Annotated in this window: 15 protein-coding genes and 1 pseudogene; 7 read left to right on the forward strand and 9 right to left on the reverse strand. The window is 34.1% G+C overall.

Annotated features, from left to right (window positions below; all coding sequences use genetic code 11):
- Positions 1–124: 124 nt before the first annotated feature.
- The 7 genes and pseudogenes from A0O34_RS01910 (at position 125) to A0O34_RS01940 (ending at position 5,142) form a co-directional block, all read left to right on the forward strand.
- Positions 125–943: a DUF2314 domain-containing protein gene (locus A0O34_RS01910; RefSeq protein ID WP_066759419.1), complete on the forward strand. Its 819-nt coding sequence runs from the start codon at positions 125–127 to the stop codon at positions 941–943.
- 61 nt (positions 944–1,004) lie between these two features.
- The gene (locus A0O34_RS01915; protein ID WP_066750683.1) at positions 1,005–1,310 is read left to right on the forward strand and encodes a hypothetical protein; all 306 of its coding nucleotides are present in this window, start codon (positions 1,005–1,007) and stop codon (positions 1,308–1,310) included.
- Between the two features lie 49 nt (positions 1,311–1,359).
- Entirely contained in the window at positions 1,360–1,863 is a 504-nt protein-coding gene (locus A0O34_RS01920) for an SDR family NAD(P)-dependent oxidoreductase (protein ID WP_228394341.1), read from the forward strand.
- A 187-nt stretch (positions 1,864–2,050) separates the two neighbouring features.
- Positions 2,051–2,964, forward strand: a pseudogene (locus tag A0O34_RS01925) (helix-turn-helix domain-containing protein).
- A 68-nt stretch (positions 2,965–3,032) separates the two neighbouring features.
- Positions 3,033–3,608 carry a Crp/Fnr family transcriptional regulator gene (locus A0O34_RS01930; RefSeq protein WP_066750685.1) on the forward strand — a complete coding sequence of 192 codons (576 nt, stop codon included), beginning with the start codon at positions 3,033–3,035 and terminating at the stop codon, positions 3,606–3,608.
- Between the two features lie 427 nt (positions 3,609–4,035).
- Complete coding sequence (locus A0O34_RS01935; protein WP_066750688.1) at positions 4,036–4,773, forward strand: SDR family NAD(P)-dependent oxidoreductase; 738 nt, start codon at positions 4,036–4,038, stop codon at positions 4,771–4,773.
- Positions 4,774–4,902: 129 nt separating this feature from the next.
- Entirely contained in the window at positions 4,903–5,142 is a 240-nt protein-coding gene (locus tag A0O34_RS01940; RefSeq protein WP_066750697.1) for a hypothetical protein, read from the forward strand.
- 57 nt (positions 5,143–5,199) lie between these two features.
- Here the strand turns inward: A0O34_RS01940 and gldG are convergent, their stop codons facing one another.
- The 9 genes from gldG to priA form a co-directional block, all read right to left on the reverse strand.
- A complete protein-coding gene (gene gldG, locus A0O34_RS01945) occupies positions 5,200–6,867 on the reverse strand; it encodes a gliding motility-associated ABC transporter substrate-binding protein GldG (protein ID WP_066750700.1) in 1,668 nt (555 codons plus the stop codon).
- Between the two features lie 4 nt (positions 6,868–6,871).
- Positions 6,872–7,600: an ABC transporter permease gene (locus A0O34_RS01950; RefSeq protein ID WP_066750703.1), complete on the reverse strand. Its 729-nt coding sequence runs from the start codon at positions 7,598–7,600 to the stop codon at positions 6,872–6,874.
- Between the two features lie 96 nt (positions 7,601–7,696).
- On the reverse strand, positions 7,697–8,245 hold the full coding sequence (locus A0O34_RS01955) for a CopD family protein (RefSeq protein WP_066750706.1): 549 nt from the start codon (positions 8,243–8,245) through the stop codon (positions 7,697–7,699).
- 10 nt (positions 8,246–8,255) lie between these two features.
- Complete coding sequence (locus tag A0O34_RS01960; protein ID WP_082891077.1) at positions 8,256–8,633, reverse strand: hypothetical protein; 378 nt, start codon at positions 8,631–8,633, stop codon at positions 8,256–8,258.
- Positions 8,634–8,698: 65 nt separating this feature from the next.
- Positions 8,699–9,235, reverse strand: a complete 537-nt coding sequence (locus tag A0O34_RS01965) for a hypothetical protein (RefSeq protein WP_157885931.1) — start codon at positions 9,233–9,235, stop codon at positions 8,699–8,701.
- Between the two features lie 24 nt (positions 9,236–9,259).
- On the reverse strand, positions 9,260–10,456 hold the full coding sequence (gene kbl, locus A0O34_RS01970; RefSeq protein WP_066750715.1) for a glycine C-acetyltransferase: 1,197 nt from the start codon (positions 10,454–10,456) through the stop codon (positions 9,260–9,262).
- 98 nt (positions 10,457–10,554) lie between these two features.
- The gene (locus A0O34_RS01975) at positions 10,555–12,486 is read right to left on the reverse strand and encodes a M1 family metallopeptidase (protein ID WP_066750718.1); all 1,932 of its coding nucleotides are present in this window, start codon (positions 12,484–12,486) and stop codon (positions 10,555–10,557) included.
- 84 nt (positions 12,487–12,570) lie between these two features.
- Positions 12,571–14,043, reverse strand: a complete 1,473-nt coding sequence (gene dacB / locus A0O34_RS01980) for a D-alanyl-D-alanine carboxypeptidase/D-alanyl-D-alanine endopeptidase (protein ID WP_066750721.1) — start codon at positions 14,041–14,043, stop codon at positions 12,571–12,573.
- A gap of 160 nt (positions 14,044–14,203) precedes the next feature.
- A complete protein-coding gene (priA, locus tag A0O34_RS01985) occupies positions 14,204–16,645 on the reverse strand; it encodes a replication restart helicase PriA (RefSeq protein ID WP_066750724.1) in 2,442 nt (813 codons plus the stop codon).
- Between the last annotated feature and the right edge of the window lie 125 nt (positions 16,646–16,770).

Below are 16,770 nucleotides of genomic sequence, written 5' to 3' on the forward strand. Positions count from 1 at the left end.
TTTTTCGTATTTTAGTTGAACAGTAAAAACATCAGTTTTATGAATATCCATAATGCTTTCAAGCTTAATTCATAATTCTTTTTACTGTTTTTTTCAAACTCAAATCACAAAAATTTTAAATATAATGGAAAACAATTCGTTTATTTTTACAGACGGAACCGACCCCAAAATGATCGAAGCTTATAAAAAAGCGCGGGAAACTTTTAAATATTTCTGGAGAGAGCAATCTTGGGAATACAGAAGAATTGTTCCGGGACTAAATTTGGCTTGTGTAAAAGCTACTTTCTCACAGGAAGATCCGGAAACTGGAAAAGATATTGTAGAACATATGTGGATCAACGATATTGATTTTGATGGAGATCATGTAAAAGGGTATTTGATGAATGAGCCCAATGATATCACCAACATACAGCCTGGAGATTATTTTGAAATCCCTGTAAATGAGATCAGCGACTGGCTTTTTGCTATTACTCCGGCAGTAAAGAAACCTAAAGGGCTTTCTAAACTTTTCTTCTCCACTGAGGAACCTATACCTAAAGCTTACGGTGGTTTCACCATACAGAAAATACGTGCCGACATGGAAGAAGCAGAAAGACAGGAACATGATGATGCATGGCAACTTCATTTCGGAGATTTTAATGATGTCGAAGTGGTTCACGAACAGAAAGAGAAACCCGAAAATCTTGTTGAACATCCCATGAGCAGAAATATGAAGGAAGATTTCGTGAAATTTTTACAACAATATCCTAATGAATTAACGAATGTTGATGATAACGGATTGACACTTCTTCATAAAGAGACCATTGCCGGAAATTTAAGTTCTGTAGAAGTTATGCTCGAAGCCGGAGCTGATAGAAACCAACAATCCAACAACGGAAAAACGGCTCTTGATTATGCCAAACAGCTGAAATGGGATCATTTGATTCCTGCTTTAGAAAACTAAATAGTTAAAGAGAGACTTTCGGGTTTCTCTTTTTTTATATATTTGATTAATAAATATCCAAATGCAAACCGTCATCATCAGTAATTTTTTTATCGAAAAAATCAACAAGAAGTATTCACCTGAATTTATAGATAAAATTGTTGAAGAAATTTCATTAAATCCTAAAACTGGAAAATTAATTAGTTCATCTAAAAACCTCTATTTATATAAATTAGGCATTTGTGATAAGAAAAAACATGAATACAATCTTGTTTACTTTTTTGAAAATAGAAATACCTCAATCTATTTTATTAATATTTTTAAAGACAAAGAAAATGACATTCTGAATAAAGCTATTTTCTATCTGGCTTCTGATGCTATGAAATAATAATCTTACGATTATTCTACATTCACGATTCGGTTACATCATTCATTGATTGAGCTACTTTTTCCACTGCCCAATGCCTTATCTTCGTCAGCAAAAATCAGGACATATTTTCAATATTTCTTCCATTGGAGGGTATTCCGGGAACTTTCCGGGTTGGGGAATTTACTGTGCCACAAAATTTGCCGTGGCCGGACTTACAGAAGCATTAGCAGAGGAAATTAAAGATTTCGGAGTGAAAGCAACCGTTGTTTATCCCGGATATTTCAGAACAGATTTCTTAGATAAAGATTCTATCAAAACGCCTGAAAATGCTATTTCAGAATATGAAGCAGCAAGAAATTCTCAACACGCTCATCTTGATGAAATCAATGGAAATCAGCCCAATGATCCTGATAAAGGTGCAGAAGCTTTGATTGCAATCAGTGAAGAACAAAATCCGCCAGTGCATTTCTTATTGGGAAGCGGGACGCATGAGTTTTTAGATAATAAAATTGCTATCATTAAAGGTGATGCGGAAAAGTGGAGTGATTTGACTTTATCGACTGTGATTTAATTTTTAAATTTTTGAACCATTAAGATTTTATTTAAGAAGTTAAGTTTAATTAAGAAAAATCAAATAGATTTTTAAATTTGAATTGCTTAAAGCGAAGCTCACCTTAATATTCTAAACTCCTTAAATAAAATCTTAATGGTTCAAAAGAAACAAAATCAATTTCAAAATAATTAAATACCTTAGCATTATGAAACAGACATTTCGTTTTAATTCAATCTCGGAATTTCATGCTTTCTGTAATCTTCCGAATCCTGAACATCCTTTGATCAGCCTGATAGATTACAGTAAGGTCAATTATCCTATGGACGATAACGAACTGAAATGGATCCAGAATTTTTATTCAATCGGCTTGAAACGGAATGTCAATGCTAAGTTCAATTATGGCCAGCAGAAATATGATTTCGATTCCGGAGTGTTGTGTTTTGTTTCTCCGCTCCAGTTTTTAAGCCTTGAAATGAAACCTGATGTTGAAGTGGAACCTACCGGATATTTATTGCTCATTCATCCCGATTTTCTTTGGGGAACTTCTTTGATCAAAAAAATAAAATCTTACGAATTTTTCAGTTATCAAATCAATGAAGCCCTTTTTCTTTCAGATAAAGAAGAGAAAATTATTGTTGATTTGTTTAAAAATATTGAAAAGGAATATCAAACCAATATTGATAAATTCACCCAAGAATTGATTGTTGCTCAATTGGAACTGTTCCTGATTTATGCCGAACGATTTTATGAGCGTCAGTTTTTTACAAGAAAAAATCAAGTCATGAATTGTTAGAAAGATTTGAACAAGTGTTAGCTCAATATTTTGATAATGGAAATTTAATTGAAAACGGTATTCCTTCCGTCAAAACTATTGCCGAACAAATGAATATTTCCCCCAATTATCTGGGAACATTATTACGTATTCACACCCAGCAAAATACACAGCAACATATTCAAAGTAAATTAATTGATACTGCAAAAGAACGCTTGAGTACAACAACTCTATCTGTGAGTGAAATTGCTTATGAATTGGGATTTGAGCATCCGCAGTCTTTCAGTAAATTATTTAAACAAAAAACGAATCAGTCTCCATTGGAATTTCGGAAATTGTTTAATTAAAACATAAAAATCATCACTTTTTGTCAAATGACAAATGCCGGAAAACGAAGTTTACCTAACTTGCATTCATGAAACAATTATTTGATTTTATTTTAAGGTTTGGAAATCTTAATCAGCAACAGATTGATTTTATTTCAAGCAAAACCGTTGAAATCAATTTTTCGAAAGATGAATATTTTTCGGAAGCAGGAAAAATAGCAAAACAAGTCGGATTCATTGTAGACGGAATTTTGCGCGTTTGCTATTACAACAACAAAGGCGAAGAAATTACCAAATATTTTATTGAAGAAAATAATCTGGTTGTAGATCTTGAAAGTTTTGATAATGAAATTTCTTCCAGCGCGTATGTTCAGGCGGTCACCGACTGTAAAATGATTGTTTTTTCAAGAAAAGACTGGTTAGAATTACTACAAACCATTGTCGGTTGGGAAGCGATTGTTCATAAAATTATTTCAAGAGCATTGATGCAGAAAGTGGAAAGAAGAAGTCCGTTGGTTTCGGAAGATGCCACTACTCGCTATCTTAAATTTTTGGAGATCTACCCTACTGTTGTCAACCGTATTCCGCTTTCTTATATTGCTTCTTACTTGGGAGTGACGCAGTCTTCTTTGAGTAGGATTAGGAAAAATATTGGTAAGGTTTAGATACCTTTTAGAATTTATAAATAAAACGAAAGAGGTGAAAAACATTGTTAATAAGAACCATATTTAGTATCATTAAAGAATAAATTGAATTCTTTTTTTAACGCAAAGATTTATTTTTGATTCTGCATATTTTAGGAAGCAAAGAATTGAATCAATATAATTGATTCTTAAGAAGCTGCCTTCATCAGCGACTTTGTCGCATCTCTTTGCTCTCTAAAAGTAATTCATTTTTATAGTAAAACTTTGCGTTTAAAAATGAATTTCATAGTTCACAATAATCGATTAAGTGTCATAAATCTTTTGTGCCTTTTGTGGTTTAATTTTTATTGAATTAATCAATTTCCAACTCAACATCGCTTTTTGTCATTTGGCAAATGTTATCTTATTTAATTGGCGGACTTTTACATCACCAATTAAAAACAAAAAAATGAATTCAGTATTAATTACAGGAGCCAACAGAAGTATTGGCCTTGAAACCGCAAAACAACTTTCAGAAAAAGGATTATTTGTTTATTTAGGAAGCCGTGATCTTGAAAAAGGGAAAGCAATCGTCAAAGAATTAACCGAAAAAGGATTTCAGAATATCAAAGCGATCGAAATAGATGTTACCAATCCCGATTCTATTTCAGCAGCTAAAAATTTGGTTGAAAAAGAACAAGGGAAACTGGATATTCTGATCAACAACGCAGGAATTCTAGGTGTAAACCCTCAAACTGCAGCAGAAACATCGATCAAAGATATCCAAACTGTGTTTGATACCAACTTTTTTGGAGTTATCAGTGTGACGCAGGCATTTTTAGAATTGCTTAAAAAATCGGAAAGCCCGAGAATCAGTAACATTACTTCGGGACTTGGTTCATTAACCCTTCACAGCGATCCGACTTGGAAATATTATAATGTAAAAGCTGCCGCTTATGGACCTTCAAAGTCAGCTTTGAATGCTTATACTATTGTTCTAGCGTACGAATTGAAGGATCTACCTTTTAAAGTAAATGTTATTGATCCTGGGTATACGTCAACAGATTTTAACAACCATACTGGACCGGGTTCTGTCGAAAGTGCTGCCTCTTTTATTGTTAAACATACTCTGACTGATGAAAATGCACCCACAGGACGGTTTTACAGTAATGATATTGAGGATGAAATTGGAATAAGCCCGTGGTAGAATATGTTTTATAACTAATTATTAAAGAGAGACTTTTGGGTTTCTCTTTTTTCTTTCAATCTAAATTTTCTATAATGCTAAACTCACCTTTAAAAATTAATTTGTAATTTTGATTTAAATACATCAGTCGTGGATATTCAAACTAGAAAATTAAATTTAATCACTTATCTTGCTCAGCTTCAGGATGAAAGTTTCTTTGAGAAAATTGAAGAATATATTTTATCTAAATTGGAAAAAGAAGACCATTCTGATTTTGTTCCTTTTACTGTTGATACTTTAATTAACCGTATTGAAAAATCTGAAGAAGATTTTAAAAACGGAAAATTTAAAACTCAGGAAGACCTAGAAAACCAATCTGCAAATTGGTAACGAAATAAATTACAATAAAAAAAGAGAAGCTAACCACTTCTCTTTTTTATTTATATTCTATCCAAACTTCTTCTTCCTCAACCAGAAGAACAATCCTCCCAACAATCCTATAATCGCTAAAGGAAGCAGTAAGTTCAGCCACTGCCAATTGCCTTTTTCTTCGGTTATTCTTTGTCGGTCAAGAAGTCTTTCTTCGATGTTTCTGTTTCTCAAATCCATAAGATTGCTGTCGTCTAACAGATAATCTAAAGCATTTCTTAAAAACTGTTCATTTCCGAATTGCTCATTCGTCATCAGGTCAACACCTAAAGGTAAAGGTTCGCCTTTAATCACTTTATTTCTTCCGACGTCACCATCTGCAATGACGATCATTTTGTTTTCAGGACTTTGAGCTTTAAATCCGGGATATGATTTTCTTTCAATTCTAGATCCGTACGCGGAAGTGAATTTCCCTTCCAAAGCAACGGCATAAATCTTCGGCGTACTTGGTTTTTCCATTTGTCCGAGACTGTCTACACTTGCAATTTCTTTCAGATCAACATAGTTGGGAACTTGCTTTAACAAAGTTCTTTCACTTGATTCAAAAAGAATATTGGTCTTGATATTTTTTCTTCCTAACGTATCAATTGATGTTGGAAATTCAAATTTTACAGGATTGATATTTTTAGTGATGGGATTATTGTGTTCAGCAATTCCAAGAGGATAATACGGCCATGGAAGACTTGTATATTGTGCATTTCCGCTTACTTCTCCTGTTACCAATTTCAACAAAGCGAATTTCTTTAAATCTTTCACCAAAGCCGGATTAATTCTCAGTCCATAATTGAAAAAGAAATCCGTCATATTGACATCCACTGGGAAAGGCATTACTTTTTGAGACCTCATCAACGTATCCATTTCAGCGTTCACAGCATCAATCATCCACAATGTTTTTCCGCCGTTCATGATGTATTGGTCAAGAATTACCTTTTCGCCATCAGTAAATGCTTTTCTAGGTTTTGCGATTACCAAAGCGCTTATCTGCTTTAATAAAGGAACATCGGCAACAGTCAGTTCAACCTGATTTTTAGGAATCACAGGACCTGCATCGTAGCTTTCAGAAGCTAACTCCATGAAACCATGAAATTCACGCGGATTTAATTCATCCTGATTCACTAAAATTCCGATCTTTTTTCTTTTGTCGGCTGCGATATTTTTGATGTTTGAAACAAGATTATATTCAAGATTTTCAATGGATTTTGTAAGTTGCTCGTCTGCATTGATATTTGCCTGCTGTACAACCAACGGAATAGAAACTCCCCTTTTATTATACTTGATCACTGCATACGGGAAAAGCATAATCTGAGAAACCTTACCGTCTTTAATATCCGGAAGTACAGAAGGCTGCATTCCCATTGCCATCAACGTGTCCTGAGACATTTTGGTTTTAATAGGATCAATGAATTTAAAATCTATGTTTGAATTGATCTTTCTGAATTCTTCCAGCATAAATTTCGTTTCGCCCTGAAGCTGTTTGAAACTTGCCGGAAAATCACCTTCCAAGTATACATCGACTGTCAATGGTTTCTTTACTGATTTCAATACTTTAATCGTATTCTCAGAAAGGGTATATCTTTTTTCTTTTGTTAAATCTAATCTAACCCCAGAAATTGCAAGGATTATAACTAACGGTAAAATAACAAAAAGTAAAATTCCTAATGGAGATTTAAACTGTATCTTCTTCATAATTCTACTTCTTTTTATTGATAAAATGATTAGACAAAGCGAGCGTAAGGCCAATGATAAAAACAAAATAGGCTACATCCTTGAAATCGATAAGACCTCTCGTAAAGCCTAAAAAGTGCTGATAAAAACCAACATTCTGTAAGATAAAATCTGCTCCGCCCAATAATTTATAACTTGCCAACTGTTCGATTCCGAAATACATGATGAAACACATGAAAACACCCAACAAATAAGCCATGATCTGATTTTGAGACAGCGAAGAAGCCAAAATTCCAACGCCTGAAAAAGCTGCGATCAAAATGATCATTCCGATATAACTTCCGAAGGTCATTCCAAGGTCGATATTTCCGACAGGAACACCCAAAACATAGACTGTATAAAGGTAAATCAATGAAGGAATCAAACATAAAATTCCAACTACCCAAACGGAAAGAAATTTTCCAAGAACTAAATCTGAAACTTTCAACGGCTGAGAAAACAACCAGTTTAATGTCCCGGTCTGCTGTTCTTCCGCAAAAGTTTTCATAGACAATGCCGGAATGATAAACATCAACAGCCACGGAACCAACACAAAATAACTTTGTAAAGAAGCCATTCCGATGTCGAAAATATTAAAATCGTTGTCGAAAAAAAACAGAAAAAGAGTCGCTATCAAACTGAAAGCCGCAATGATGATCCACGCGCTCCAATTCCCAAAGTAACTCCAAAGTTCTTTCTTAAAAATTGCAATCATAGTTTTTATTGTAAAAATGTTGATGGTTGAAAGTTGTCTGTTGATGGTTATTGAAGGAATCCAACAACTATCAACCAGAAACAATCAACTATCTCGTTACTTTTTCTTGTTTTTATTAACCAATTTAACGGTCATCATAATTAAAAATACCAGAACGAAAAATCCGGCAATTAATTGCCACCAATATTCAATCGCCATTGATTTTAATATGACTGTGAATACGACCAAAAACAAAATAAAGGTTGCGATTTCGTTCGCCTGTCTTAGTTTTATATTGGGTGTTTCAAGGGTGTTCCCGTTTAATTCTTTTAATTGAAGTACTTTTTTCCAGCACCAGTAGTGATAAATTGCCAGACCGATTAAAAAAGTTAATTTTAAATGAAACCAAGACATTTTCATTAATCCAGGATTCAAAAAGATCATTATCAATCCGCACACCGTCATAATAACTCCTGCAGGAACGGTAATAATATTCCATAATCTTCGAGCCATGAAAGTATACTGCTCTCTTAAGATTTTCTTCTTTTCTTCGGCAAATTCATCGGTGTCTTTATAGTAAACGAAAATTCTTACGAGATAAAAAATTCCCGCAAAATAACTTACCATAAAGATAATATGTAAAGCTTTTATTATTGTATAAAGCATTCTAAATGTTCTATTTTATATAGGAAATACTATCGGCTTTTTTACCCTGTTCATATATTTTCATATATAACGGTTTCCCTTGATCGTTATAATATTTCCATTTTCCAAAGTAATACCAGTGGCGTTCAGTTTTAGAAATATCTAATTTTGTCTGCCCTCTTTCCATGATATTTCCATTGGAATAATATTTTTTGGTCTTTGTAATATCTTTTCTGACTTTATCTTTCTGATACATCTTTTTATCAAGAAATGTCTTCCAGGTTCCGACCTTTTCTCCTAGTTTATATTTTCCTATAGCAACAAGAGTTCCTTCGTCTGCAGAATATTCTTCTCTCCATTTTCCGTCTCTCTTATTAACATTATTCTGATCTTTTACGTACTGATTCATTTTAGTTTTACATGAAACTAAAACGAAACAACCTATTAAAATCAAAAACCGTATTTTCATATATATTATTCAGCTACAGAATCAGCAACCTCAGTAATGATAGATTCATCAGGTTTTAGTTGAATTCTTTTCGCACCTAATTTGGTGTAATATTTTTCCAATTTATTTAAGTGATCTTCGCTTGTTTCTTTGCCTTCTACATGCAGACTGTAATCACTCCAAATGCGGATAAAAAATAAATCTTTGACCAAAACCCTGTAATTCGATTGCTCAAAAGTCTTGGCGAGATAAGCATCAAGATCGTCTTTAGTTTTAAATTCATTTATAATAACTCCACCGTCACCTCTTTCTCCATTATTATAAATGAAGGCATATAACTTTTTGATCGACGAGCCAACTTCTTTTTCCTCAATTCTAGAAATAACATCGGGATTATCCGTCACAAAAGGTATCTGAGTGATCCCGATGTCTTTCATTTCTTTATTTATTTTAGCAGGTTTCATGCCTTGCAGTTCAACATTTTTAAGATCAAGATCCATAATGTTTTGCGCAAAGAAGCTTTGAAAACAAACAAAACCAATGATCAGCATTATTTTTTTCATAACCTGCTTTTTATATTTTAATTATTAAGAAATTACTCCTAGCTCCTTTCCTACTTTTTCAAAAGCAACGATTGCCTTATCCAAATGCGCTCTTGTATGCGCTGCAGAAAGCTGAACTCTGATTCTTGCTTTTCCTTTTGGTACAACAGGATAGAAGAATCCGATTACGTAAATTCCTTCATCCATTAATTTTTCGGCCATTTTCTGAGCTAACGGTGCATCATACAACATTACCGGAACGATTGCAGCGTCACCATCAGGAACATCAAAACCTCTAGCTTTCATTTCTGCTCTGAAATATTCTGCATTTTCCATTACCTGATCACGAAGAGAAGTATCATCCGAGATCATTTCCAATACTTTCAAAGCAGCACCAACGATTCCGGGAGCCAATGAATTGGAGAATAAATAAGGACGAGAACGTTGTCTCAACATATCGATGATCTCTTTTTTACCGGAAGTAAATCCTCCCAAAGCACCACCTAAAGCTTTTCCTAGCGTAGAAGTAATAATATCTACTCTACCCATCACTTCGTTGGCTTCGTGCGTTCCACGACCAGTTTTTCCGATGAAACCTGTTGCGTGAGAATCGTCAACCATCACCAAGGCATCATACTTATCAGCTAAATCACAAACTCCTTTCAAGTCTGCAACGATTCCGTCCATTGAGAAAACTCCATCTGTTACAATAATTTTGAAACGGTGATTTTTTTCAGAAGCAGCGATTAACTGAGCTTCCAAATCTGCCATATTGTTGTTTTTGTAACGGTATCTTGCCGCTTTACAAAGACGAACACCGTCGATGATCGAAGCGTGATTCAATTCATCTGAAATAATGGCATCTTCTTCTGTAAATAAAGGTTCGAAAACACCTCCGTTCGCATCAAAACATGCAGCATATAAAATAGTATCCTCAAGACCTAAGAATTCAGCAATTTTTTCTTCCAATTGCTTGTGAATATCCTGAGTTCCACAGATGAAACGTACAGAAGACATCCCGTAACCATGAGATTCGATCATGTACTGAGAAGCTTTCATCACTTCAGCATTATTTGATAATCCCAAATAATTGTTGGCACAGAAGTTCAACAGTTTTTTTCCGTTGGCTTCTATTTCCGCACTTTGCTGAGAAGTAATAATCCTTTCTCTTTTGAAAAGCCCGTCGTTCTCAATATTCTTAAGTTCGTTCTGTAAATTTTGAAGATATTTTTCAGAAATCATTTTTAGTAATTTTTTAGATGCGCTAATTTAAGAAAAAAAGCCATTTCATTATTATGAAACAGCTTTGTTATTTATAGATTCGGAAAATAAATTTTATATTAATACTTAATAAATTTAATATTCTTTTCTTTTACTGTGAAAATATAAGTTCCGGGAACCAATTCTGATATATTAATCGGTTTATTAGGCTGATAAATATCTTTTCTGACTAATTTTCCATCTACAAAATGAATTGTGAAATCTGTTGGCTTGTCAATTCCTTTTAAATACAATTCATTCTTCGCAGGATTTGGATATAATGAGAATTTATCTATATTTAAATCTGTAGTAGACAACGTATTATCTTGTGATACCGTAGAATTTCTCTCCAACATCTGGTATTCGTAATTAAACTGAACACTTGCTATCGGAAAAGTCACAGATTCCGTAAAATATTGATTGTTCGTTGTATTATTTAAAGCAAAATAAGCCGTTTCCCCTCCTGTTCCGGTCACTTTTATTGGAAGTGGCATTTCAAAAAAGCTTACTGTAGGGCTACTTTGTGTTTGTGAGGCTCTAAACGTCACCTGATTTCCGACCTGTCTCCATTTGATATTATAGGTAGGATATCCTTCTCCATACACCCAATCATTAAAAAATTCTGTAAAATTTCTTCCTGTAGATTGTAATAAAGAAGCGCTCAAATCTTGTGTTTTTGCATAATTATACGCTAAATTCGGTCTTGCATGATAATCTTTTAACGCCTGATAAAAAACGGTATCACCTAAAATCCATTTGATCATTCTTACAATATATCCGCCTTTTGCATAGGACAATCTACCACTGAAAATATCACCAATATTTCCTAATTTTGAATCCGGAACATACGTACTTCCGCCTGTTGCGCTGGTAATATAATCTTTCTGACCAGCCAAATAATTCATAAACTGAGCATTCGTCATTAATAATTTTTCATTAGCCACATGTTCACCGAATGTTGCAAAACCTTCGTTCAGCCAAATGTCATTCCATGCACCACAAGTTACTTTATCTCCAAACCATTGATGAGCTAGCTCGTGTGCGATTACAGTTTTATTCCAACCGCTCATAGAAGACATCGTTTGATGTTCCATACAAGTCCCTCCATATTGAAACTCCATGTGACCATATTTTTCATTTCTGAAAGGATATAGTCCAAAATAGGTTTCAAAGGTATTCATGATTTGTTTCGTCCAATCAATATCAGCCATAATAGATGGATTATTGGCAGAAGTCGGATATATATAATTCACAAAAGGAAATGGTGGATTTCCCATTGTATCATTCAATTTAACAAAATTAGTGATCGAAAGCGCAACCAAATACGCCGATGTTGGATACATTGTTCTCCAGAATGTTAGTTTCTGGCTCGCCGGAAGCGCTGTTTCAGACATTAATTTTCCATTGGCAGCGACACTGTATTGAGAGGGTGTTGTGATTTTAAAATCAAACCTGTCAATTTTATCATTCATGCTTTGTTTGGTCGGAAACCAGTCCTGCGCACCGTAAGGTTCATTTAATGTCGAAAGAATTGGCGTTCCGTTTTGAGAACCTGTGGCAAAAGCATTATTATTTGTAGCAGGAGGTCCTGCATACTGTATTGTTAAAGAATCCAGAACATTAGCCGGAAGAGAAGACTGAAAATCAATTTTCAGTTCCTTTGTAGGAAGCTGTTGAAAAACAAGATTGGTTCCATGATACTGAACCTGAGAAACCGTGAGAGTATTCGCCAAATCAAAATAAATACTGCTCATACTTTGAGTCGGTTTAAAATGCGAAGTCACCGAACCCGAAATATTATACACCGTTGGATTTAAAGTAACATCCATTCTCTGATACTGTAAATCGTAATTTAAAGTATTGGGATTGATGTTATAGGCAGTCATTTTATGTGCAAAAGATTTGGCTTCTTTTGCAATCAGCCCTTTCATATCTATATTTTGATCCTGAGTCTGACTATATAATTGTTGAAATGCTAAAACAGCCACAACTAGCAAATAAAATTTTCTCATATTCAGTACATTAGAATATCAAAGATAAAAAAAACCTTCTAATCATTGATTAAAAGGTTCTTATATTATTTAAAATAAAAATTTTTAAAGATCTAATGCTGGCTCTAGAATTTTTTCCATTCTTTTCTTCACCATATCAACCGATCCTGAATAATTATTAACTAAAAGCGAAAATACCAAAGTCTTCCCTGAATTAGTTTTCATATATCCAGCTAACGCTTTTACTTTATTTAAAGTTCCTGTTTTAGCGAAGATTTGTCCGTTTCCTGTTCCAACGAACATTCTTTTCAACGTTCCTGACTGTCCGCCAATCGGTAATGAAGTTAAATAAGTCTTATAATATTTTTCATCCATTAAAGATGTTAAATATTTAACCTGAGAAATCGGTGTTACATTATTACTTCTTGAAAGTCCGCTACCATCGATGTAATTTAATCCCATCATATCAAATCCTTCTGCCTTCAAGTGATTGGTTACTACTACTCTACCAGATTCTGAAGTCTGATCACCTTTACTCTGGAAACCTACAGTTTTCAATAAAGCTTCAGCTAAAGAATTATCACTGTGCTGATTCGTGTAATAAATAATATCACCTAGAGTCGGAGATTTATACGCTGAAACCAATTTTCTGCTTTCAGGATTGGCATCAGTTATTCTAGGAGTTACTTTACCAGTAACAGCCATTCCGCTTTTTACCATTGTAGCTCTTAAAGTATTTGCTAAATAAGCAGGTGCATCGGGTAATTTTGTTGTTAAAATTCCGTCACCTTCATATTTATCGGCAAAAACCATTTGACTGTTGTAAGGAGAAACATAGAAATATTTCTTCTCTCCTGAGAAACTGTTTCCTTTTTTAACGATCAGTTTTTCGTTGGCAGGATTAATTTCACGAGTTGTACCAACCGGCAAGTAGTAATTATTGTTCTCTAACCAAACAACATTTTCCGGAAGTCTCGAAATGTTACCTTTGAAAAGCGCTGTCTGAATAATAATATCACCATTTACCTTTTTGATTCCCTCACGAGACATCCCACTGATGAAGTCTGAAATAATATCTCTGTAAGAATAAGCTCCGGCCTTGTTTGTCCCTAAAGACGGGTCGCCACTGCCTACAACATACAGATTTCCATTTAAAACTCCATTTTCGTCAACATTTCCTGAGTATTCCAACTGAGTCATCCATCGATAATTTTCACCTAACAGGTTCAATGCTGTCTCAGTGGTTAATAATTTCGTTGTAGACGCTGGAACCAAAGGAGTATTTTCGTTGTACGAAGAAATTATCTTCTTCGTTTTCGGGTCATACACTACAAATCCCCAAGTTGCATTTTTCAGCACAGGATCTGCCATCATTGTGTTTACATTAATATCTACCAGCTCTTTAGCCGACAAAATCGTTTTCTCCACAACCGAAGTAATAGGAGAAGGCAAGTTTAAGCTACTTTTTTGATTGTCGTAAGCCTGAGAATAAAGAACGGTAGAAACAGTAGATTGAGCGAGGAATAAACCAGAAGCCAATACTGCTGCACTTGAAAGATATTTTCTGAAATTTACCATCTATTTTGTTTTTGTTTCTTATTTGATTCCTATAAAAACGATTTGTTAAAAATCATTCAATATAAGACTCAAACATTTAATCAACGTTCAAAAGTAGATATTATTGTAATAGGTTGGGCTTTTTCTGTCTATAAAAGACTGTAAATTATGTTAAAAATTGTTAAAAATCCACTAAAACGTCTTTTTTGATGCTTTGGTAAGCAGTGATTTCGTCAAATTCTTTCAAACTTAACAAAACCATCTCCTTAAATTTTTCATAGTTTTTCCCTCTTGGAAGCTTGAGCATAATTTGAAATTGATAGAGATTATTAAGTCTTGCAATCTGCGCTCTTTCAGGACCTAAAACACAGTCTTCGGGAAGATATTTCCTTAAAATAGAGCCTAAAAACTGAGAAGCACGATCAACCTTATCTTCTCTCCTATGTTTCATCTCGATCATAATCAGCTTTGTGAAAGGCGGATAATGGAATTTCTGACGTTCTGTGAGGAAATATTTATAGATCTTCGCAGTATTGTTCATCTTGATCAATTGAAAAACAGAATGATCCGGATTATAAGTCTGAATTAAAACCTTTCCTTTTCCGGAAACTCTTCCCGCTCTTCCTGAAACCTGAGTAATTAATTGATATGCTCTTTCCTCCGCTCTGAAATCCTGAACATATAATAAGGAATCCGCTTTTGGAATACCTACCAATTCTATATGATCAAAATCCAACCCTTTGGAAATCATCTGAGTACCAACTACAATATCTGTTTCGCGGTCTTCAATTTTTTCGTATAATTTTTCGTAGGCGAATTTCTTACGCATAGAGTCTACATCCATTCGGTCTACTTCATTTTCAGGGAAAATTTTAGAAATTTCTTCATGAATCTGCTCTACTCCAACTCCTTTTTCATTCAGTTTTTCAGAATGACATTTTGGGCAGGCTTTGGGCTTTGATGCTCTTTGACCGCAATAATGGCATTTCATTTCATTGGCAGCCTTATGGTACGTCATTACAACGTCACAATTGGAGCAGTAATTAACGTAGCCACAACTTTCACATTCAATAACATTGGCATAACCACGGCGGTTGTGTAGAATTATTGCCTGATTTTTATCGTCTAAAGTTCTCTGAAGTTCTTCAATTAGTCGCATGGAAAAATTTCCTGATACTTTTTTAGAATCCTGAGCTTCTTTAAAATTAATTAATTCAAATTCAGGCAAGTTGACATTTCCGAAACGCTCTGTCAGGAAAATATATTTCATTTTCCCTTTTCTTGCCCGATAATAACTTTCAACAGAAGGTGTTGCCGATCCCAAAATTACTCTTGCATCATAAAAATTCGCCAAAACCAACGCGGAATCTTTTCCATTAAAATAAGGAGTAAACTGTTTGTAAGCAGAATCATGTTCTTCATCAACAATAATTAATCCTAAATTTTGATACGGTAAAAACAAGGAATTTCGTGTTCCGATAAGAATTCGGATATCGTTTTGTTTGATTCTTCTCCAAACTTCTACGCGCTCAAAATCAGTCAGTTTCTGATGATAAAAACCGATTTGTCGACCGTATTTTTTTTCTAATCTTTGAGTGATTTGCTTGGTTAAAGAAATCTCAGGAAGTAAAAACAACACATTTTTTCCTTCATTGATGCATTCCTCAATTTTATCTAAATAAATATGGGTTTTTCCGGAAGAAGTAACGCCATGAAGCAACACGTTTTCTTTAGCTTCAAACGCTTCATCAACCTCAGCTTTTGCTACTTTCTGCAGTTCGGAAAGTTCTTCAATTTCTTCAATTTCGCCATCATAACTTTCGATTCGATCTTTCTGCATGTAATATTCTTCAATCAGATTTTTATCTGCTAAAGATTTGAAATGCGAGCTTCCAAAATTTCCATCTGCAAACAAGTCGGATTTCTTTATAAAACCTGATGGATCTTCGGTCTGTTTATCCAGAATAATAAGAAAAAGATCTTTTTGTTTTGGAGCTTTATTTAGCTTTGAAAGGATTTCCGTAAGATTTTGATTATTTAAAATCGATTGATTGATTCTTACATAAGCAACTTCCTTTGCCTTATATTTTTCCGTTATTTTTTCATCAATTTCAATGTATTGAAGATCAATAAGAGAATTGATGGTTTTAATAATATCTTTTTTTTGAATGAAGGCCTCAATATCTGTAAGGTTGATGAGCTGTCTTACTTCTAAGGCCTGAATGAGATACATTTCGTTCACATCCAAATTTTCAAAATCAACTTTAACGTTGGGTCTTAATTTTAAATAGGTTTCACTTTCCAGTTTCAAAGAAGATGGAAATGCGAAACGGTAAATTTCGCCAAGACCGCATAAATAATAGTCGGCAAGCCAGTTCCAGAAATTAATCTGCTCTTTCGGTAAAATCGGAGCATCATCCAACAAACTAATGACTTCTTTGGCAACAAAATTTTCAGGTTCGTTGTCATGAAGCTCAAAAACAAGTCCTGTATAAATTTTCTTTCCGCCAAAAGGAACCAAGACACGCATTCCGGTTTGAATTACAGACATCAGTTCTTCAGGAACTTTATACGTGAAAGAACCTTTTAAATTTAATGGTAAAACAATTTGGGCGTATTGCAAGGGAAAAATATTTAAAGTGTAAAATTAAATGTTTCTGTAGAGAACTGCAATTTTTTGTTGGAATCATTGCGAGGAACAACATTGAAAAGACGACAAATACCCTAGCCGCGATTGAAACGACATCC

The organism is Chryseobacterium glaciei, assembly GCF_001648155.1.
GTDB classification, from domain to species: domain Bacteria; phylum Bacteroidota; class Bacteroidia; order Flavobacteriales; family Weeksellaceae; genus Chryseobacterium; species Chryseobacterium glaciei.